The sequence below is a fragment of the Brevundimonas sp. genome (assembly GCF_965278935.1).
GTDB lineage: Bacteria > Pseudomonadota > Alphaproteobacteria > Caulobacterales > Caulobacteraceae > Brevundimonas.
Genome location: NZ_OZ257124.1, coordinates 1,589,835 through 1,609,676 on the forward strand (window position 1 = coordinate 1,589,835; position 19,842 = coordinate 1,609,676).

The window sequence follows — 19,842 nt, forward strand, 5'->3', positions numbered from 1 at the left end:
GTCACCAGCCACCAGTCACTACTTTTTTCGCGGCAAGCCCGCAGAAGGAACCAAGATGAACCAGGAAGTCCTGAACATCTTCAACGCGGTCCCGGTCACCCCGACCTTCGACCAGATCAAGATCGCTCTCGCGTCTCCCGAAAAGATCCGCTCGTGGTCGTTCGGCGAGATCAAGAAGCCCGAGACCATCAACTACCGCACGTTCAAGCCCGAGCGTGACGGTCTGTTCTGCGCCCGTATCTTTGGCCCGACCAAGGACTACGAATGCCTGTGCGGCAAGTACAAGCGCATGAAATACAAGGGCATCATCTGCGAGAAGTGCGGCGTCGAGGTCACCCTGGCCCGCGTCCGGCGCGAGCGGATGGGCCACATCGAACTGGCCAGCCCGGTCGCCCACATCTGGTTCCTGAAGTCGCTGCCGTCGCGCATCTCGCTGATGCTGGACATGGCGCTGAAGGACGTGGAGCGCGTGCTCTACTTCGAGAACTACATCGTCACCGAGCCGGGCCTGACCCCGCTGAAGCAGAACCAGCTGCTGACGGAAGACGAGTTCTATCGCTACCAGGACGAGTTCGGCGATGACGGCTTCACCGCCGAAATCGGCGCCGAGGCCGTGCGCAACCTGCTGATGGGCATCGACCTGCACTCGGAGGCCGAGCGCCACCGCGGCGAACTGGCCGACAGCCCCTCGGAAATGAAGGCCAAGAAGGCCTCCAAGCGCCTGAAGCTGATCGAGGCCTTCCTCGAAAGCGGCAACAAGCCCGAGTGGATGATCCTGACGGTCGTGCCGGTCATCCCGCCGGAACTGCGCCCGCTGGTGCCCCTGGACGGCGGCCGCTTCGCCACGTCCGACCTGAACGACCTGTATCGCCGGGTCATCAACCGCAACAACCGCCTGAAGCGCCTGATCGAGCTGCGCGCGCCGGACATCATCATCCGCAACGAAAAGCGGATGCTGCAGGAATCCGTCGACGCCCTGTTCGACAACGGCCGTCGCGGCCGTGTGATCACGGGCGCCAACAAGCGTCCGCTGAAGTCGCTGGCCGACATGCTGAAGGGCAAGCAGGGCCGCTTCCGCCAGAACCTTCTGGGCAAGCGCGTCGACTACTCGGGTCGTTCGGTCATCGTCGTGGGTCCGGACCTGAAGCTGCACGAGTGCGGCCTGCCCAAGAAGATGGCGCTCGAGCTGTTCAAGCCGTTCATCTATGCGCGCCTGGACGCCAAGGGCCTGTCGGGCACCGTCAAGCAATCCAAGCGCATGGTCGAGCGCGAGCAGCCCCAGGTGTGGGACATCCTCGAGGAGGTGATCCGCGAGCACCCGGTCATGCTGAACCGCGCGCCGACGCTTCACCGTCTGGGCATCCAGGCGTTCGAGCCCAAGCTGATCGAGGGCAAAGCCATCCAGCTGCACCCGCTGGTCTGCGCCGCGTTCAACGCCGACTTCGACGGCGACCAGATGGCCGTTCACGTGCCGCTGTCGCTGGAGGCGCAACTCGAAGCGCGCGTCCTGATGATGTCGACGAACAACATCCTGTCGCCCGCCAACGGCAAGCCGATCATCGTGCCGTCGCAGGACATCGTCCTGGGTCTGTACTACATCTCGCTGGTCAAGGATGGTGAGCCGGGCGAAGGCAAGCTGTTCGCCAACATGGGCGAGATCGACGCCGCGCTCGACGCCGGCGTCGTGACCCTGCACACCCGCATCAAGGCGCGCTGGACCGAACAGGACAGCGAAGGCAACGAGGTGACCAAGGTCATCGACTCGACGCCGGGCCGGATGAAGCTGGGCGCCCTGCTGCCGAAGAACCCGCAGGTCGGCTACCGCCTGCTGGAGAAGAACCTCACCAAGAAGGAAATCGGCAACCTGATCGACGTGGTCTATCGCCACTGCGGTCAGAAGGCGACGGTGATCTTCGCCGACCAGATGATGGGCCTGGGCTTCAAGGAAGCCGCCAAGGCCGGCATCTCGTTCGGCAAGGACGACATCGTGATCCCGGCCAAGAAGGTCGAGATCGTCGCCGCCACGCGCACCCTGGTCGAGGAATACGAGCAGCAGTACGCCGACGGCCTGATCACCAAGGGCGAGAAGTACAACAAGGTCGTCGACGCCTGGGCCAAGGCCACGGACCGGGTCGCCGACGAGATGATGGGCGAGATCGCGCAACCGCGCGTCCTGGCCTCGGGTCGTACCGCCGAGATCAACTCGGTCTACATGATGGCCAACTCCGGCGCCCGTGGTTCGCAGGCCCAGATGAAGCAGCTCGGCGGGATGCGCGGCCTGATGGCCAAGCCGTCCGGCGAGATCATCGAGACCCCGATCGTCTCGAACTTCAAGGAAGGCCTGACCGTCCTCGAATACTTCAACTCCACCCACGGCGCCCGCAAGGGTCTGGCCGACACCGCGCTGAAGACCGCCAACTCGGGTTACCTGACCCGTCGTCTGGTGGACGTGGCGCAGGACTCGATCGTCACCGAGGAAGACTGCGGTTCCACGCGGGGCATCACCCTGCGCGCCGTGGTCGAGGGCGGCGACGTTCTGGTCTCGCTGGGTCAACGCGTTCTGGGTCGCTACAACGCCGAGGACATCAAGGAGCCGGGCACGGACAAGGTCCTGTTCCCCGCCGACACCTATCTGGTGGAGGACGTGGTCGAGGTCATCGACCGCGAGGGCGTCCAGTCGGTCAAGGTCCGTTCGGCCCTGACCTGCGAGGCCGAAGCCGGCATCTGCGGCATGTGCTACGGCCGTGACCTGGCGCGCGGCACCAACGTCAACATCGGCGAAGCGGTCGGCGTCATCGCCGCCCAGTCGATCGGCGAGCCGGGCACCCAGCTGACGATGCGGACCTTCCACATCGGCGGTACGGCCCAGGTGGCGGAAACCTCGTTCTACGAGGCGACCAACGCCGGTACGGTCAAGATCGTCGGCCCCACCGTCACCGGCGCCCACGGCGACCTGGTGTCGATGAGCCGCAACGTCGTCGTCACCGTCATGGTCGATGGCAAGGACCGCGAGTCGTACAAGATCCCGTACGGCGGACGTCTGCGCGTCAAGGAAGGCGACGAGACCAAGAAGAACCAGCGTCTGGCGGAGTGGGACCCCTACACCACCCCGATCATCACCGAAGTGGGCGGCGTCGTCCGCTTCGAGGATCTGACCGAGGGCCTGTCGTTCCGCGAGGAAACCGACGAAGCGACGGGCATCGCCCAGCGCGTCGTCATCGACTGGCGCGCCTCGCCGCGCGGTTCGGACCTGCGTCCGGCCATGGGTATTACGACTGGTGAGAGTTACGCCAAGCTGGCCTCGGGCTCCGACGCCCGTTACCTGCTGCCCGTCGGCGCCATCCTGTCGGTCGCCAACGGCGACGAGGTGAAGCCCGGCGAGATCCTGGCCCGTATCCCGACCGAAGGCGCCAAGACGCGCGACATCACCGGCGGTCTGCCGCGGGTGGCCGAGCTGTTCGAAGCCCGTCGTCCCAAGGACTGCGCGGTCATCGCCGAGATGGACGGCCGCGTCGAATTCGGTCGCGACTACAAGAACAAGCGCCGCATCAAGATCACGCCGGAGCCGGATGCCGATGGCAACCAGGGCGAACCGGTCGAGTTCCTGATCCCGAAGGGCAAACACATCTCCGTCCACGACGGCGATCTGATCCAGAAGGGCGACTACATCATCGACGGCAACCCGGATCCGCACGATCTGCTGCGCATCCAGGGCGTCGAGGCGCTGGCCGAGTATCTGGTGAACGAAGTGCAGGAGGTCTATCGACTGCAGGGCGTGCCGATCAACGACAAGCACATCGAGGTGATCGTTCGCCAGATGCTGCAGAAGGTCGAGATCATCGACTCGGGTGAGACGACCCTGATCCGTGGCGACACGGTCGAGGTCGCGGAAGCCGTGCTCGAGAACGACAAGGTCGAAAAGCGTGGCGGCCGGATCGCCACCACCCAGCCCGTCCTGCTGGGCATCACCAAGGCGTCGCTGCAGACTCGCAGCTTCATCTCGGCGGCCTCCTTCCAAGAAACCACGCGCGTCCTCACCGACGCGTCGGTCCACGGCAAGAAGGACATGCTGGAAGGCCTGAAGGAAAACGTCATCGTCGGCCGACTGATCCCGGCCGGCACCGGCGCCTACCTGCGCAGCCTGCAGAAGATCGCCAACGAGCGTGACGCCCTGCTGACCTCGACGCGGGAAGCCGCCGTCGAGCCTCTGCCGGCCGACCTGCAACTGGAGCTGGCCGAGAGCGAGTGATCGCTTTCACCGGCTGAAGACTGAAGAGGCGGTCCCGGAAACGGGGCCGCTTTTTTCTTTGGGCGCGGCGGCTGGCCGCATGAGCGCCGGTTGACGACGCACGATCTTCGCCACACCCTTGCCGTGCAACGGGAGAAGGCGATGACCGAGAGCGACAACACACCGGGCCGGGCCGACCGGATCGCCTGGATCATCGCGGCGCTGTGCATGGCGGCGACCTGCTACCTCATGGCCATGAACGGGATGATCGATCTGGGCGCAGCCGCCCACGACGCCTTCTGCCCGGACCACGGTTGGGCAGCCTAGGCGGCGGTCCGCGCGCCAACCGCCTTGCGGGCCTTGGCTGGTTGAGCGTCCGCTACTCCATCTTGCGGTTGTTGCGCAGCCGCTCGTCGGTCATCTCGAAACCGGGACGCAGGTGGGCGCCGGCGCAGGAGCCGCGCAGGTTTCCGCCCGGACAGTCCGGGCTGGCCAGGGTGATACCGGGTCCGCCCGACAGCGGTCGGCGCTGCATATCGTATTGAGCCAGGGCCTGGGCGCCGTCGCGGGCGAACTGGGCGTCCCGACGCTGTTCAGAGGGCGTCAGCGTGCGGGGGCCGAGCGGGCCGGCCCGGCCGGCGGCGGCGTTGAACCGGTCGTCGCAGAGCTGCTGTTCCGAGGCGGACAGGCGACCGTCCATCATCCGGCATCCGCCGGCGCCCAGGCGCATTGAACGCCCCACGGCGGCGGCCGTGCTCTCACGGTTCACCTGCCAGGGATCGGCGGAGGCGGGCGGCGGTCCGACCAGCGGACTGGAACCGATGCGCGGGGTCGGGACCGTGGGCCTGTCGTCCTCTTCCTCCTTGTCGCGCGTGCGGTCGGGCGTGAGGGAGGGGACGGCCTCTCCGACCAGCGGGACCGTTTCGCGGGCAGGGACGCTGGCCAGGGTCGGCTCGCGCACGGTTTCGCCGTCGAGCAAGGGGCGCGGCTCCATCTCGACGAAGATCGGGACAGCAGGGACCTCGGTGAAGACCGGGTGGTCACCGGCGAACAGGCCGATGGCCAGCGGGGTCAGCACTGCCAAATGAAACAGGATCGAGCCCGCCAGGATCGCCGCGCGGCGACGATCGGCAGGCGAGCGCCAGGACGCGATACTCAGGCCGGCGTTCGACACACATCCTCCCCGTCGATGCGGTCAAGCTGACGGGCGACCGTGGCCGGAACAGGGCCGCAATCAGTCGATGGAGGTCCAGGGGCTCAGGGGGCGCACGGTGGCGCAGGCGGGCGTGCCGTCCTTGCCGCGACCGGGGAGGGTGGTCGCAATCACGGCGCCGGGCTTGAGCAGGTCAGCGGGGATGTCGTGGACGTCGATCTTGGCGCGGCGGCTGACGACGGGCAGGCCCGGCATGGCGCCGCCGATGGCGATGTAGACGAAGCGGCGTTCCTTGCCCTCTCGACGCACGAAGGTCCCGCCCAGCTTGCCGTCGGGGCGAAGGTCCACCGGCATGTCGAAGGTCAGGGGCGCCTCGGTCGACAGGCGGATGTCGTGCGGCCCGTTCTTCGCGTCCTGTCGCCAGTAGTGCAGGCCGGGCACGGGATCCGCGATGGTCAGGCGCAGGGTGACGGTCTCAGTCATGGCTCACCAGATGGGCGCCGCGCACCATGCGGACGAAGGGCAGGGGGCGATCAGGCTGTGTCAGCCGCTCGGCCACCTCGGCGAGGACGAAACGGGTGATCGAGGGCAGGTCCAGGGCGCGAGTCTCGTCCAGCGGCAGCCAGGCGATCTCGTCCAGTTCGCCCGACCCGGCGGTGGGCTCGGGCGCCAGCAGGGCGGAGGCGTCGGCCATGAAGAACCGCGCGTCGAAGCGGCGCGTGCGGCCCGGCGGGGTGATGGCGCGGGCGATGTAGGACAGGGCGGCGAGGTCGGGCAGGGCGCCGGCCTGACGGAACTCGCGCCACGGCCCGGCGACGGAGGCGGCAGGGGCTGGTTGGCCGAGGATCAGGCCGGTCTCCTCGAACGTCTCCCGCACGGCGGTTAGACACAGGGCGCGGGCGCGATGCGGCGGCAGTTCGGCTTCGAGACGGGCGCGCGTGGGGCCGGTCGGGTCGGTCGCCGAGGCTGCGGCGAAATCGGCCCGGTCGATGCGGCCGCCGGGGAAGACCCATTTCGACGCCATGAAGACGTGGCCCGGCGCGCGGCGCCCCATCAGCACCTCGGGCGTCCTGCCGCCTCGGACGAGGATCAGGGTGGCGGCGTCCTTGGGGCGCTGGCGCGGGCCGGGCGCTCGCGGGGCGTCGCGGAGGTCCTGGGCGGCGTCGAAGGGGTGGAGGGGCGACGGCATGTATGATCGATGCCACGCGCGGTCGGTCGAGGAAAGCGTCGCCTCAGAGAGCCCGGCCGATGCGAACCAGGGTTCCACTGGGGTCGCTGAGCGAGAACTCATAGGTTCCCCAGTGTTTGGCCTCCGGGCCCTGCGGTTCCAGAATCAGGTCGCGGACCCGGTCGGCGACGGCGTCCACGTCCTCGACGTAGAGATACAGGTCCATCGGATTGTCCTCCGGGCGCCGGGGCCAGCCGGGCGTAGCGCGCAGATGGATGCGCCAGCCGCTCTCGTCGGCGAGCAGGCGATAGTCGCCATAATCGCTGATCACCTCGAATCCCAGTCGGCGATAGAAGGCCTCGCTGGCGTCGATGTCGCGGGCGGGCACGATGGCCGCCGCGTGATGCTGTTCCGTCATTCGGTCTCTCCCTCGGCGCGGGCGAGGATCATGACCGCCGCCACCGCGAGCGACCAGAGGGCGAAGGCTGCGGTGGCCGCCACCGCGACATGCAGGCCGAAGTCTCCGTCGGTGGTTCCGTGCCACAGAGCCAGGCCGAGGAGGGCGACGCCCAGCCCCGCCGCGACGCGACCGGCTCCGCCCAGCCGCCACAAGCCCGGAGACCAGATTGCGGCTCCGAGGGCGACCAGCACCGTGCCGAGCCCGGTCAGGCTCTGGTTCAGCGCCCAGAGGGTGCGCAGCCCGGCTTCGCGCACGGTCGGATCTGACGCCGCCGCCATCAGTCGTCCCGCCGCGAAGCCGTTGACCACCGCAGCCCCCGCCAGGGCGAGGAATCCGGCGCCGAGGAGGAGGGCGCCGGCGCGGGTCAGTAGCCGCGTCTCGTCCAGGTGTCGCTTCACGCCGTCGAACCCGAGGGCGAGGGCCAGGATGCAGCCGATCATGGCCGCGTGGACGAAGCCGTTGCTCCAGTCGCCGAGCAGCTGTCCGTCGTCGTGGCCGGCCGAGAGCGAGGTCGGATGGTGCAGCATCAAAACGAGGGCGAGACCGGTCGCTGTCGCGATGAGGGCGCCGTGGGCGCGGGTCTGTCTGGTGGTCATCTGGGTTCCCCGATTCAGACGCACCTTGTGCCGGGGTGACGCGGGGCAGGCGACGGACGAAGCCGGGCGGAGTCCGTTAGCGGACGGAAGCCGACGAAAGTCCGGAAACGGCGCCGGCTTCGGGCTGAACCGCTGTCGTCGATAGGCTAGGGTCATTGCATGACCCATGCGGCCGAGGACCTGGACCGGCGCAGCCAGCGGACCCGCAGGGCGGTGTTCGACGCCTTCACGCGCCTGATCTTCTCGCGTCGCTACAGCGCGATCCGGACGTCGGACTTGATCGAGGCGGCGGGTGTCGGGCGCTCGACCTTCTACGAGCATTTCCGCAACAAGGACGACGTGATGGTCTGGGCCATCGACCCGATCTTCGCGCCGCTTGCCGAGGCGGCGGCGGGGCAGGGGAGTGCGCCGCGACTGCGGTTCGTGGTCGATCATCTGTGGGAGCGCCGCGCGCTGGCGAGGGTGATGTTCGAACCGCCGCTGGCGCTGAAACTGCATCGCAAGCTGGCGGCGATGATCGAGGCGCGGTTGGGCGACGGTGACGGCGGGGTGCCACGCGCCATGTCCGCCGCAGCATCAGCCGCCGGTCAGTTGGCCCTGCTGCGGATTTGGCTGAGCGGCGAGGCAGCGTGCGAGCCGGAGGTGCTGGCGCGCAGGCTGGCCGGGGGACGCTGATCGCCCTTCAGCGGGCTTCAATCGGTGCTACGGCGCCAATAGGTGACGAGGATGACCGTCTGCGGCGTATCCGTCATCGTTCGAGTAAGGGTGCGTTCCAGGTCAAGGCCGAGGGCGTTGCCGGTGAGCGTGAAGAAGCTCAGCTCAGCCATCAAATCGTCGTCGAGGGCGAGAGGACTGACACCCGTGACCTCGCAGAGCGTGGCGCTGCAACGAGCCTGTAAGGAGTCTGCGCCTTCGGCGAACAGCGGAAGCGCGCGATAGGCGGTCAGCAGGCCCGCCTCCGTGGTCGATGACCATGACGGGTCCTTCCTTCCGGCCGCGACCTCGTCGGCAAGGGCGGCCCAATCGGGTCGGGCCGCGACCTCATCGGCAACGGCGGCCAAATAGGGTCCGGGTGCGACCTCTTCGGCAAGGGCGGCCCAATCGGATCGGGGCGCGTCCGTCGTGAACACGGAACGGGCGCTATCGACGCTCGGGCCAGATGAGGCGGGCGGGACTGCGGTCTGCTGGGCGAGGATCGCAACGGCGAGGATGACGGCGGCGGCCATGGGAAGTCTCCATCGGTTGGGCGACGCGCGGCGAGGCGAGTCAGGACGACGGAGTTCTGGGGGCGGGGCGGCGGGCCGGGCGAGATCGATAAAGTCGTGACGATTTTCTCGGGCCACGATCAGGCGGGCGATCTCGCGGCTGGAGCCGATTCCGGTCTTTCGGCGGGCCGAGCGGAAGCGTTCGTTGACGGCGGTCTCCGACATCGACCGGAGGGTCGCGATCGATTTCGCCGTGTGGCCACGGCCCAGAAGGCCCAGCAGATCGCGCTCCACGGGGTTCAGCCGGTCGAGGGCGTGGTCGGTCTCAGGAATCGTCATGGCCGGTTCGTGGGTCATGGGCCATGCTGGACCGCCGGGGTGACGGCAAGCAAGCGGGGGCCGAAGACCGACCCCTAGCGCCGCTTGCCCTTGCGCACGCCCTTGGGCGTGCCGCCGCGCGGGGGCTTGGGACCGCCGGGACGGCCGGTGCCGCGCTTGGGCGGGCCGTTTCCGCCCGTGCCCGGGCCGCGTCCGCGCATTCCGAGGCGAGGGGCGGGGGCGTTGGGGTCGCGGGGCTCCGCGTCGCTGAGCATCTCGAACAGGAGGCCGCCGGTGATCGGGGTGGCCTCCTTCAGCTTGACCTCGACGGTGCGACCCAAGGTGTAGCGCTGGCCCGAGCGTTCGCCGACGAGGGCGTGGGCGCGGTCGTCGTGGGTGAAATACTCGTTGCCCAGCGAACTGACGGGGACGAGGCCGTCGGCGCCGGTTTCTTCCAGCCGGACGAAGAGGCCGAAACGGGTCACGCCGGTGATGCGGCCGTTGAAGGTCGCGCCGACGTGCTCCTGAAGGAAGGCGGCGATGTAGCGGTCCATGGCGTCGCGCTCGGCGGCCATCGAGCGGCGCTCGGTCAGGGTGACCTGATCGGCGATGGCGGGCAGTTCGGCGATCTCGCGGTCGGTCAGGCCGTCCGAGCCGAGGTTCAGGGCGCGGATCAGGCCCCGGTGCACGATCAGGTCGGAATAGCGCCGGATCGGCGAGGTGAAGTGGGCGTAGCGGTCGAGGTTCAGGCCGAAGTGGCCGACGTTCTCAGGGCTGTAGATGGCCTGCATCTGGGAGCGGAGGACGACCTCGTTGACCACCTCGGCATGGGGGCCGTCGCGGGTCTCGTCGAGCAGCTTGTTGAACCGTTTGGTCGTCGGGGCCTCGCCCTTGTTCCAGGGCTTGCCGATGGTCGCGAGGAAGTCGGCGAGGTTGAAGATCTTCTCCTGACTGGGCGTGTCGTGGACGCGATAGATCAGGGGCGTCTTCTTCTGCTCGAGCGTCTCGGCGGCGCAGACGTTGGCCTGGACCATCATCTCCTCGATCAGCCGGTGAGCCTCCAGCGAGACGCGCTTTTCGATCGAGGCGATGCCTCCGTCGGGCGACATACGGATGCGGCGTTCGGCGCTGTCGATCTGAAGCGGGGCGCGCTTCAGGCGGCCCTTCAGCATGGTGTGGTAGGCGTTCCACAGCGGATACAGGATCGTGTCCATGATCGGACCGGTCGTGTCGTCGGTGCCGCCGCCCTTCTCCACGCCGTCGATGGCCGCCTGGGCCTGTTCGTAGGAGAGTTTGGCGTGGCTGCGCATCAGGCCGCGGTGGAACTTGTGGCCGAGTTTGCGGCCCTCCTTGTCGAAGACCATGCGGACGGCGAGCGTCGCGCGGTTCTCCCCTTCCTTGAGGCTGCACAAGCCGTTTGACAGCCGCTCGGGCAGCATCGGCTCGACGCGGTCGGGGAAGTAGGTGGAGTTGCCCTTGGCCCGGGCCTCGCGGTCCAGGCTGGTGTTGGGGCGCACGTAGGCGGCGACGTCGGCGATGGCGACCCAGACGATCCAGCCGCCTTCGTTCTTCGGATCGTCGTCGCGCTGGGCGAAGACGGCGTCGTCGTGATCGCGGGCGTCGGCGGGGTCGATGGTGACGAAGGGGATGTCGCGCAGGTCGTCGCGGCCCTTCAGCGTCGGCAGGTCCTGGTTCTCGGCCTCCTGCTCGACGGCCTCGGAGAAGCCCATGGGGACGCCGTGGGTATGGATGGCGATCAGGGAGGCGGCGCGGGGATCGTCCTCGCGGCCGACGGTCTCCAGGATCTTGCCGCGCTTGTGGCCGTAGCGTTGCTCGGACTTCTCGATGGCGGCGAGCACGAGGTCGCCGTCGCGCAGATCGCCGGCGAGAATCTGCGGGATGATCAGGACGTCCTTCGAGCGCCGATCGACGGGTTCGACGCGGGTCTCCTTGTTCGACTTGCGGATCACGCCGAGGACGCGGTTGTTGTTCGTGTCGAGTGTCTTGATGAGCCGGGCTTCCCAGCCGTTCGGGCCGTGCTCGAACTTGGCCAGGACGCGGTCCCCGAGGCCGGGGGCCGGGCCGGGTTTGCCCTTGTCGAGGATCAGCAGGGCCCGGGGCGCATCGGCCGAGGCTTCGACCATGCGGACGTAGAGGTCGCCGTCGTCGTCCTTCTCGACCACATCGGCGACGCCGACGGGGGGCAGGGCGCCGGCTTCGGAGAAGCCTTTGCGCCCGCGCTTGCCGAGCTTGCCGGCCGATTCGAGGCCGCGGATCATTTCACGCAGCCGGCGGCGATCTTCGCCCTTCAGGCCGAAGTGGCGGGCGATATCGCCCTTTTCCGCGGATCCGGCGTCGCGAAGGAAGGCCAGCAGGGTGGCCTCGTCCGGCAATCCGGCGGCGGGTTTCGGTGTCTTTGTCATTCAGTCTTTCGGTTCGCCGGGCACGTGGCCTTCAGCGGGATTGTATGTGTCAACGCCGACCGCACGAGCGGCGGCGGCCAGGTTTTTGTCGAGCGTGATCAGGCGGACGCCGAGCCGAGCGACCAACGCCAGGTGAAGGGCGTCGGGCATGCGCAGCTTGAGCTCGAAGGCACGAACCAGCTGCATCGCTTCCTCGAAGTCCTCATCCTCGATATCGGCAAAATCGGCCGCGTCATCAGCCCAGTCGTCCAGCGCGTCGATCAGAAGTCGACCCTCGTCGAGGGACTTTTCGTTCATGCGAACAAGTCGGGAAATGGCCGAGGACGCTTCGCCAATACCCAAGACGCTGACGATGGTGGCGTCCGTCTCGGATGTCAGACTGCCGACAGCCGCGCCGGTCCGTTCGTCAAGGACGATGGCGACGATGGCGCTCGCGTCGAAATAGTCGATCAACGCTCGGGCTCGTCGTCCATATGCAGGAGTTCGACCACGCTCATCGGCAGTGGCTTTTGCGCCCTGCGGACTTCGGCGAGCCTGGCCATGGCCTCTTCACGCTGCTCGCGCGACTTGCCGGACAGCGGCAGGATCAGGGCGACCCGTTTGCCATGACGTGTGATCACGACGCGTTCGCCGTCTCGCGCCTTGTTGATGAGGGTCGGCAAAGCGCTGCGCGCTTCGGCGATGCTGTAGCTCGACATAGGGCGGACTCCGCTTATGTGTACATGACCATAGACATTTTTGCCCCAGTTCGCAATTCGGCCCGGTTCGACCTAGATCGGGGGCCAAACGAATCCGCCGGAGTCGAAGCCCATGCCCCTGTCCGACCACCCGACCCTGAGCGCGCCCACGGGCTCGCTGCTGGACCTGATCGGCAGGACGCCGATGGTGGAGGTGACGAAGATCGACACCGGGCCTTGCCGGCTGTTCCTGAAGCTCGAGGCGCAGAACCCGGGCGGGTCGATCAAGGATCGCATCGCGATCTCGATGATCGAGGCTGCGGAGGCGGAAGGGTGGTTGAAGCCCGGCGGCACCATCGTCGAGGCGACGGCCGGAAACACGGGCCTGGCGCTGACGCTCGTGGGTCAGGCCAAGGGATATAAGGTGTTGCTGGTCATCCCTGACAAGATGTCGAAGGAAAAAATCCAGCATCTGCGGGCCATGGGCGCCGATGTGCGTCTGACCCGGTCCGACGTCGATCACGGCCATCCCGAGTATTACACCGACATGGCGGAACGGCTGGCGCAGCAGATTCCGGGCGGGTTCTTCGTCAATCAGTTCGCGAACAAGGCCAACTCCGAGGCCCATGTGAAGACGACGGGGCCGGAGATCTGGGAGCAGATGGGCCACGACATCGACGCCTATGTCGCGGGCATCGGCTCGGGCGGGACGATCACGGGCGTGGCCCAGTATCTGAAGAGCGTCGGCTCGACTGCCGAGATCGTGCTGGCGGACCCGGTGGGGTCGGTGCTGGCGGGCATCGTCAACACCGGCGTGCCGAGCCCGGAGGGCAGCTATACCGTCGAGGGCATCGGCCAGAATTTCGTGCCCGATACGGCGGACATGAGCCTGATCGACAAGGCCTATTCGATCCCGGACGCCGAGGCGATCGGTACGGTGCGCGAACTGCTGTTGAAGGAGGGCATCCTGGCCGGGTCGTCGTCGGGCACCCTGATCGCGGCGGCCCTGCGCTGGTGCCGGGAGCAGACGGAGCCGAAGCGGGTCGTGACCTTCGTCTGCGACACCGGGGCGAAATACCTGTCGAAGGTCTACAACGACGCCTGGCTGGCCGACCAGGGGCTCGGCGAGCGAACGCTGCAGGGCGATCTGTCGGACCTGATCAGCCGCAAGTACGAGAAGGGCGACGTCGTCACGGCCGGGCCGGACGACACCCTGGACACCGCGTTCAAGCGGATGCGGGGCGCAGACGTCTCGCAGCTGCCGATCATTCAGGAGGGCCGTCTGGTCGGCATTCTGGACGAGAGCGATCTGGTCCATGTGATGAACACCGACGAGATCACGCGCAAGGAACGGTTCGCCAAGCCGGTGGCCTCGGCCATGACGCGCGATCTGGACACGGTTCAGGTGACGGAGCCGCTGGACGCCCTGATCCCGCTGTTCGACCGCGACCGGGTGGCGATCGTGCTGGACGGAGAGAAATTCGTCGGCCTGATCGCGCGGGTCGATCTGATCAACCACCTCAGCCTGAACCGGTAAGCCCATGGCATCGCTCAAGAACAGCCAGGGTTTCTCCACCCGCGCCATCCATGCGGGCCAGCGGCCGGACCCGACGACGGGCGCCGTGATGACGCCGATCTACGCCACCTCGACCTATGCCCAGGAAAGCCCGGGCGTGAACAAGGGCTATGAGTACGCGCGCGGCAAGAACCCGACGCGCGAGGCGTTCGAGGCCTGCATCAACGACCTCGAGGGCGGGGTTCAGGCCTTCGGCTTCGGCTCGGGCATGGCGGCGACCTCGACGGCGCTGGAGCTGCTGGACGCGGGGTCGCACATCGTCACCGGCGACGACCTGTACGGCGGGTCGTGGCGGCTGTTCGAGCGGGTGCGCAGGCGGTCGATGGGGCTGGACTTCGCCTATGTCGATATGGCGGACCTGAGCGCGGTCGAGGCGGCCATTACGCCGAAAACGAAGATGATCTGGGCCGAGACTCCGACCAATCCGCTGATGAAGCTGGCGGACATCGCGGCGCTGTCGGTTATCGCCAGGAAGCACGGCTTGCTGCTGGTCGTGGACAACACCTTCGCCACGCCGTGGAGCCAGAGGCCGCTGTCTCTGGGCGCCGACGTGGTCATGCATTCGGCGACCAAGTACCTGAACGGCCACTCCGACATCATCGGCGGGGTTCTCGTGGCGGGTTCGGAAGAGGTCGCCAAGGAGCTGAAATTCCTTCAGAATTCTATCGGCGGGGTCATGGGGCCGTTCGACGCCTTCCTGGCCAATCGGGGGCTGAAGACGCTGGGTCTGAGGATGAAGGCGCACAACGAGAATGCGCTGGCCATCGCCCGCTGGCTGGAGGCCCGCATCGGCAAGCCGGGCGGCGGGGTGGCGAAGGTCATCTATCCGGGCCTGATCAGTCATCCGCAGCACGAACTGGCGACGCATCAGATGAACGGCCGCTACGGAGGCATGGTCACGGTGATCATCGACGGCGATCTGGCGCGCACGAAACAGGTGCTGGAGCGGGTGCAGGTTTTCACCTTGGCGGAGTCGCTGGGGGGCGTCGAAAGTCTGGTCAACCACCCGGCCATCATGACCCACGCGTCGGTGCCTAAAGAGGTGCGCGAGGCGGGCGGGGTGACCGAAAACCTGATCCGCCTGTCGGTCGGGGTCGAGGATCTGGACGACCTGATCGCCGATCTGGATCAGGCGCTGGGTTAGGGCGAACCGGAGGGGCGAACCCCTCCGTCGGCAGACCTAGTTTGGCATTGAGACGGTGTCGGTGACGTGAATGACGCCGTTGGACTGGAACACGTCCGCCTGGGTGATGGTGGCGACACCTCCCTTTTCGTCGGTGACGATGACGCTGTTGCCGCGCATCGAGGCCGTCAGCGTGCCGCCTTCGACGGTGGTCAGCGCCGCACGACCGTTACCGGCGCGGATGCGCTGCATGATGTCGGCGGCAGACAGACGACCGGCGACCACGTGATAGGTCAAAATCTTCGTCAAGGTCGCCCGATTGGCGGGCTGCACCAGGGTGTCGACCGTTCCGGCCGGCAGTTTTGCAAAGGCGTCATTGGTGGGGGCGAAGACCGTAAACGGACCTGGACCCGATAGCGTATCCACCAGGCCGGCGGCCGTCACGGCTGCGACCAGGGTGGTGTGGATGGGCGAGTTCACGGCATTCTCGACAATGGTCTTGTTGGCATACATCGGAGCGCCGCCGACGGTGACGTCTGCCTGTGCGGAGGCGCTCATGCCCATGCCGTCGCCCATCCCCTCGGAGCCCATCGACATACAGCCGGAGGCGAGAAGGCCGGCCGAGACCAGGGTGGCGACGGCGATGCCGCGAAGTGGGTTGAGGGTCATGTCTGAAGGTTCCTGAGCCGGCCGCCATTCGCGGCCGTGTTGGAGGAACGGATTTCGGCGAGTGGCGGATGCGGTGTCACAACCGCGCAGGGCGCGGCGTACGTGGCCGCCTGCCTCAGAAATAGGCGGTGACGGTGGCGACCAGGGCCGAGGCGTATTGCGGATTGGACGGGTCGGCGTCGGTGTCGTGGTAGCGCAGGTCGACGTCCAGGTTCGGCGTCGCGGCGTAAGTCATGCCGACGTTCCAGCCGGTGTAGTCGACGCTGGCGTCCTGCTCCCGGCGGCCTAGCGAAGCGTCCCCCGAAATCTTGTCGGTGAAAGCCCAGGCGATGTTTGCGGCGACCCAGGTCCAGGCCCGGGTGTCACCTGTGCCGTCGGGGGAGTGCTGGAGCTGCAGGCCCGCCTCGGCCGGGCCTATGGCGCGGGTGATGTCGGCGGTGAACTCCCATGCGTCCGCATCCTCGCCGTCGTCCGCGCCGACCTGCCATTTGTGGGCGACGTTGAAATCGACCTCGAAACCCGCCAGATCTCTACGGATGCCGCCGTTCAGGTCCAGTTCGAGGTCCGATCCGGTGGAGGATTCGATCGTTTCGAACGATGGGCCGGCGTAGAAGACGCCGTCCTCGCTGGACCATTCCGCCAGACCGAAGACGAAGGGGTCGCCCCGGGATTTGGAGGCGTCCTTGGAGCGGTTGTCGCTGCCGGCGCCGAGCGCGAAGGACCAGTCGCCGGAGGTTTGGGCGAAGGCCGTGGCCGGGGGGGCGAGGACGAGGGCGGCGGCGAGGGCAAACGAACGGATCATCCGCCCACGGTTTAGGCGACGCCGACCTTCTTTGCGAATTGATCCGTGGCCTGCGCATATTCGTCGCGGAGACGCCGGACCAGTTCAGCGGCGGGGACGACGTCGTGGATCGTGCCCGCGCCCTGACCGGCGGACCAGACGGTCTTCCAGGCCTTGGCCTCGTCGCCCATGTCGAGCTTGTGCTCGGGCAGTGACTTCGGATCGATGCCGTTGGCCTGCAGAGACTTCGTCATGAAGTTGGCCGGGATGCCCGAGACGGCGGGCGTATGGACAATGTCCGTGGCGCCGCTCTCGATGATCATGTCCTTGTAGGCCTCGGGAGCCATGGCCTCGGTCGTGTTGATGAAGCGGGTGCCCATATAGGCGAAGTCCGCGCCCAGCATCAGGGCGGCGGCGACGTCCTGGCCGTTCGACAGACAGCCCGAGAGGATGATGGTCCCCTCGAAGAACTCGCGCACCTCATTGACCAGGGCGAAGGGGTTGATGATGCCCGCGTGGCCGCCGGCGCCGTTGGCGACTAGGATCAGGCCGTCGACGCCGGACTCGGCCGCCTTGCGCGCATGACGGACGTTGGCGATGTCGTGGAAGACCACGCCGCCATAGCCGTGGACCGCATCGACCACGTCGCGCACGGCGCCCAGAGAGGTGATGATCAGCGGCACCTGATGCTCCACCGAGACCATCATGTCGGCCATCAGACGCGGGTTGGTCGGGTGGACGATATGGTTGACGCCGAAGGCCGCCGCGTCGGGGTTCAGGCGGGATTTGATATCGACCAGCCACTCCCGATAGCCCTCTGTGGTGCGGGCGTTGAGCGAGGGAAAGGTGCCGATGACGCCGGCGTTGCAGCACTCGACCACCAGGTCCGGCCCGGAGACCAAGAACATCGGCGCCTCGATGACCGGCAGCTTGAGGCCTTTCTGAAGGGAGGCGGGGATGGCCATGGCGTTTCCTGTGCGTCTTGTTTCGCTACGCTTAGCGGGGTGTCGCGGGGGAAGGCAAATCGCGCATCCTTTAAGCTTCACAGGAGTTTCGAGGAGTGGGTACGGCCAAGGTCGACCCGGTCATCCAGAGGAGTGATGCGTGCGCGGTGAAATCCTGACTTACGACGACGGCCCCGGCGCCGGACTGATCAGCGGCGACGATGGTCAGCGCTACAGCTTCTCACGCGCCGATCTGCAGCAACTGACGCCGGTGCGGCCGGGAATGAAGGTCGACTTCGTGCCGGCCGAGGGCGTCGCGACCCAGGTCATCGTCGTGGTCGGGCAGCCCGCCATCGGCACGGGCTACACGCCCGGCGTGGCAGGTTCGGGCGCGTCGATCGACTGGAAGACCCTGTTCCTTGAGGCCAACGGCCGGATCGGACAGAAGGACTACTGGATCGGCGTCGGCATACTGTTCGCCGCTGGCCTAGTGCTCGGCTGGATCCCGGCGATCGGCACCGTCGTCTCGCTCGCCAGCATCTATTTCGGCATATGCGTTTCGTCCAAGCGTCTGCACGACATGGGCAAGTCCGGCTGGCTGGCGGCGATTCCGTATGGCGTGACGGCGCTTGCGGTGGTGCTCAGCGCCATGACCTTTATCGGCGGCATCGTCAGCACCGGCTACGGCAACGACTTTGGCGCCTTGGCCGGCATGGGTGCGGCCGGCGGCGTCTGGGCCCTGGCCTTCCTCGTGAACCTCGGCTTCCTGATCTGGCTGGGCGTCACGACGGGACAGCCGGGCGACAATCTGTACGGTCCGCCGCCACGTCCCTTGGCGACCTTCTAGGGCGAGGCGCCCTTTGCGGTCGTGGTCATGCGGGTCTAAAGCGCCCGCATGACCACCGACACTTCCGGCCTGTCCCAACTCGGCCAGCACATCGTCCAGCCCACGTCGCCCGAGGAGGCGGTGCTGGAGCGGGTGCCCAATCCGCATGCCGACACCCTGTATCTGGCTCGGTTCACGGCGCCGGAGTTCACCAGCCTGTGCCCGGTGACGGGCCAGCCCGACTTCGCCCACATCGTCATCGACTATGCGCCGGGCGACTGGCTGGTCGAATCGAAGTCGCTGAAGATGTATCTGACCGCCTTCCGCAACCACGGCGCCTTCCACGAGGACTGCACCGTGGCCATCGGCAAGCGGATCGCCGACCTGCTGGAGCCGCGCTGGCTGCGGATCGGCGGCTACTGGTATCCGCGCGGCGGCATTCCGATCGACGTCTTCTGGCAGACGGGCGCGCCGCCCGAGGGCCTGTGGCTGCCCGACCAGGGCGTGCCGACCTATCGCGGGCGGGGCTGAGCCGGACCCGGCAGGACGCCGATCCGGGTCAACCAGGTCTCGAGCAGCCCCGGCCAGACCGTGTCGGGCGAGTGGGGGCGGCGCAGACCGAAGGCGTGGCCGCCCTGGCCGAACAGATGGACCTCGGTCGGCACGTCGGCCTGGTTCAGGGCGCGGGCGTAGAGGGTGGAGTTGCAGATCGGATCGACGGGGTCGTCCCAGGCCTGGAGCAGGAAGGTCGGCGGCGTGCGAGCGGTCACCCGGATTCCGGGGTCGAGCACATCGCCTGGACGGCAAAGGTGGCCCGGGAAGAAGGCGATGGCGAAGTCCGGGCGGCTGCTGATGCGATCGACAGCGTCAACCGGCGCATAGATCGGCTCAAAGATGTTGCTGGTCTGGGCGACCAGATAGCCCCCCGCCGAAAAGCCCATGACGCCGATCTTGTCGGGCTGGACGCCCAGTTCGGTCGCGCGCGCGCGAACCAGGCGGATCGCGCGTTGGGCGTCCTGCAAGGCGCGCGGAGGCTTGGGATCGATGACGCAGCGGCACGCCTCGTTCCAGTGGTGGTTGCTGCCCGGCACGCGATATTTGACCAGGACGCAGGTGACCCCATGAGCGGTGATCCAGTTGCAGATCTCGTGGCCTTCAAGGGTCATGGCCAGGATTTTGAAACCGCCGCCGGGGAAGACGACGATGGCGGAGTGTGCGCTGGCGCCGCGCGCCGGATAGACGGTCATCGTCGGTTGGGTGACGTCGAACACGGCCTCCGAGCGACCGCCCGTCAGGGCTTCGGGCGTGTCGACGACGAGGACGCTTTCGGGAGGCTGATCCGCGCCGTCCATGTTTGGCGCGACGCCGGGCCAGAGCGGCGTCTGTTCCAGACCCGGCGGGCCCTGCCAAACGCGCGTGGTGCGTCCGGGTTCGTAGCCGCTGAGGTCGAGTTGCGGCGCAGCGGCGCGTTCGCCGGCGGATGGGGGCGTCTGAGCCGGGGGTGAAGCCGGCGCGGCGTCGCAACAGGTGAGGCCAAGAACGGCGATGCAGGGTCCGGCAAAGCTCTTAAGGAAACTCATGGCGCGCCATCCTGAACAATGTCGAGCTTGAGAGTTGTTCATGCCGGGTGGGCACGCAATGGATCATCTTTCATGGCTGATATGAGATTTCCTGATGGCTCGACCCGATCCCCTC

The 19,842-nt window shown here is 67.2% G+C and carries 20 protein-coding genes; 7 read left to right on the top strand and 13 right to left on the bottom strand.

All coding sequences use genetic code 11. The features are described 5' to 3' along the window. The first annotated feature begins 55 nt into the window (after positions 1–55). Both rpoC and ACQY68_RS07800 read left to right on the top strand, forming a co-directional pair. Positions 56–4,249 carry a DNA-directed RNA polymerase subunit beta' gene (gene rpoC / locus ACQY68_RS07795; RefSeq protein ID WP_428152468.1) on the top strand — a complete coding sequence of 1,398 codons (4,194 nt, stop codon included), beginning with the start codon at positions 56–58 and terminating at the stop codon, positions 4,247–4,249. 141 nt (positions 4,250–4,390) lie between these two features. After that, a complete protein-coding gene (locus ACQY68_RS07800; RefSeq protein ID WP_428152469.1) occupies positions 4,391–4,555 on the top strand; it encodes a hypothetical protein in 165 nt (54 codons plus the stop codon). 52 nt (positions 4,556–4,607) lie between these two features. Here ACQY68_RS07800 and ACQY68_RS07805 read toward each other — a convergent pair whose 3' ends face one another. Genes ACQY68_RS07805 through ACQY68_RS07825 form a run of 5 tightly spaced genes read right to left on the bottom strand, consistent with a single transcriptional unit; the run spans position 4,608 to position 7,605 of the window. Next, entirely contained in the window at positions 4,608–5,402 is a 795-nt protein-coding gene (locus ACQY68_RS07805) for a hypothetical protein (protein WP_428152470.1), read from the bottom strand. A 60-nt stretch (positions 5,403–5,462) separates the two neighbouring features. Then, positions 5,463–5,864, bottom strand: a complete 402-nt coding sequence (locus ACQY68_RS07810; protein WP_428152471.1) for a DUF5990 family protein — start codon at positions 5,862–5,864, stop codon at positions 5,463–5,465. Continuing rightward, positions 5,857–6,570, bottom strand: a complete 714-nt coding sequence (locus ACQY68_RS07815; RefSeq protein WP_428152472.1) for an NUDIX hydrolase — start codon at positions 6,568–6,570, stop codon at positions 5,857–5,859. The genes ACQY68_RS07810 and ACQY68_RS07815 overlap by 8 nt, the downstream gene beginning before the upstream one ends. Positions 6,571–6,613: 43 nt before the next feature. Then, positions 6,614–6,967: a VOC family protein gene (locus ACQY68_RS07820; RefSeq protein ID WP_428152473.1), complete on the bottom strand. Its 354-nt coding sequence runs from the start codon at positions 6,965–6,967 to the stop codon at positions 6,614–6,616. Further along, positions 6,964–7,605 carry a hypothetical protein gene (locus tag ACQY68_RS07825; RefSeq protein ID WP_428152474.1) on the bottom strand — a complete coding sequence of 214 codons (642 nt, stop codon included), beginning with the start codon at positions 7,603–7,605 and terminating at the stop codon, positions 6,964–6,966. The genes ACQY68_RS07820 and ACQY68_RS07825 overlap by 4 nt, the downstream gene beginning before the upstream one ends. A 159-nt stretch (positions 7,606–7,764) precedes the next feature. Between ACQY68_RS07825 and ACQY68_RS07830 the strand changes: the two genes are divergently transcribed. Beyond that, positions 7,765–8,280 carry a TetR/AcrR family transcriptional regulator gene (locus ACQY68_RS07830; RefSeq protein WP_428152475.1) on the top strand — a complete coding sequence of 172 codons (516 nt, stop codon included), beginning with the start codon at positions 7,765–7,767 and terminating at the stop codon, positions 8,278–8,280. A 17-nt stretch (positions 8,281–8,297) separates the two neighbouring features. On the opposite strand, the gene ACQY68_RS07835 is transcribed toward ACQY68_RS07830, so the two are convergent. The 4 genes from ACQY68_RS07835 to ACQY68_RS07850 all read right to left on the bottom strand — a co-directional run bounded on the left by ACQY68_RS07835 (position 8,298) and on the right by ACQY68_RS07850 (position 12,249). Beyond that, positions 8,298–9,104, bottom strand: a complete 807-nt coding sequence (locus ACQY68_RS07835) for a hypothetical protein (RefSeq protein WP_428152476.1) — start codon at positions 9,102–9,104, stop codon at positions 8,298–8,300. Positions 9,105–9,223: 119 nt separating this feature from the next. Then, positions 9,224–11,551 (bottom strand): ribonuclease R, encoded by a 2,328-nt coding sequence (rnr, locus tag ACQY68_RS07840; protein WP_428152477.1) that lies wholly within the window; start codon positions 11,549–11,551, stop codon positions 9,224–9,226. Next, positions 11,552–12,004 carry a type II toxin-antitoxin system VapC family toxin gene (locus ACQY68_RS07845; protein ID WP_428152478.1) on the bottom strand — a complete coding sequence of 151 codons (453 nt, stop codon included), beginning with the start codon at positions 12,002–12,004 and terminating at the stop codon, positions 11,552–11,554. Beyond that, a complete protein-coding gene (locus ACQY68_RS07850; protein ID WP_428152479.1) occupies positions 12,001–12,249 on the bottom strand; it encodes a type II toxin-antitoxin system Phd/YefM family antitoxin in 249 nt (82 codons plus the stop codon). Before ACQY68_RS07850 ends, ACQY68_RS07845 begins: the two co-directional genes overlap by 4 nt. A gap of 112 nt (positions 12,250–12,361) precedes the next feature. Between ACQY68_RS07850 and ACQY68_RS07855 the strand changes: the two genes are divergently transcribed. Then, positions 12,362–13,765, top strand: coding sequence for a pyridoxal-phosphate dependent enzyme (locus ACQY68_RS07855; RefSeq protein WP_428152480.1), 1,404 nt, complete (start codon positions 12,362–12,364; stop codon positions 13,763–13,765). A gap of 4 nt (positions 13,766–13,769) precedes the next feature. Then, the gene (locus ACQY68_RS07860) at positions 13,770–14,948 is read left to right on the top strand and encodes a trans-sulfuration enzyme family protein (RefSeq protein ID WP_428152481.1); all 1,179 of its coding nucleotides are present in this window, start codon (positions 13,770–13,772) and stop codon (positions 14,946–14,948) included. A gap of 36 nt (positions 14,949–14,984) precedes the next feature. Here the strand turns inward: ACQY68_RS07860 and ACQY68_RS07865 are convergent, their stop codons facing one another. The 3 genes from ACQY68_RS07865 to ACQY68_RS07875 form a co-directional block, all read right to left on the bottom strand. Continuing rightward, on the bottom strand, positions 14,985–15,596 hold the full coding sequence (locus ACQY68_RS07865) for a fasciclin domain-containing protein (RefSeq protein ID WP_428152482.1): 612 nt from the start codon (positions 15,594–15,596) through the stop codon (positions 14,985–14,987). 115 nt (positions 15,597–15,711) lie between these two features. Then, positions 15,712–16,398 (bottom strand): TorF family putative porin, encoded by a 687-nt coding sequence (locus tag ACQY68_RS07870; protein ID WP_428152483.1) that lies wholly within the window; start codon positions 16,396–16,398, stop codon positions 15,712–15,714. Between the two features lie 11 nt (positions 16,399–16,409). Continuing rightward, entirely contained in the window at positions 16,410–17,342 is a 933-nt protein-coding gene (locus ACQY68_RS07875) for an NAD(P)H-dependent flavin oxidoreductase (RefSeq protein WP_428152484.1), read from the bottom strand. Between the two features lie 139 nt (positions 17,343–17,481). Between ACQY68_RS07875 and ACQY68_RS07880 the strand changes: the two genes are divergently transcribed. Together ACQY68_RS07880 and queF are read left to right on the top strand one after the other, a co-directional pair. Then, complete coding sequence (locus ACQY68_RS07880) at positions 17,482–18,168, top strand: DUF805 domain-containing protein (RefSeq protein WP_428152485.1); 687 nt, start codon at positions 17,482–17,484, stop codon at positions 18,166–18,168. Positions 18,169–18,216: 48 nt separating this feature from the next. Then, complete coding sequence (gene queF / locus ACQY68_RS07885; RefSeq protein WP_428152486.1) at positions 18,217–18,678, top strand: preQ(1) synthase; 462 nt, start codon at positions 18,217–18,219, stop codon at positions 18,676–18,678. Here queF and ACQY68_RS07890 read toward each other — a convergent pair. Next, positions 18,660–19,727 carry an alpha/beta hydrolase gene (locus ACQY68_RS07890; RefSeq protein ID WP_428152487.1) on the bottom strand — a complete coding sequence of 356 codons (1,068 nt, stop codon included), beginning with the start codon at positions 19,725–19,727 and terminating at the stop codon, positions 18,660–18,662. The genes queF and ACQY68_RS07890 overlap by 19 nt on opposite strands. Between the last annotated feature and the right edge of the window lie 115 nt (positions 19,728–19,842).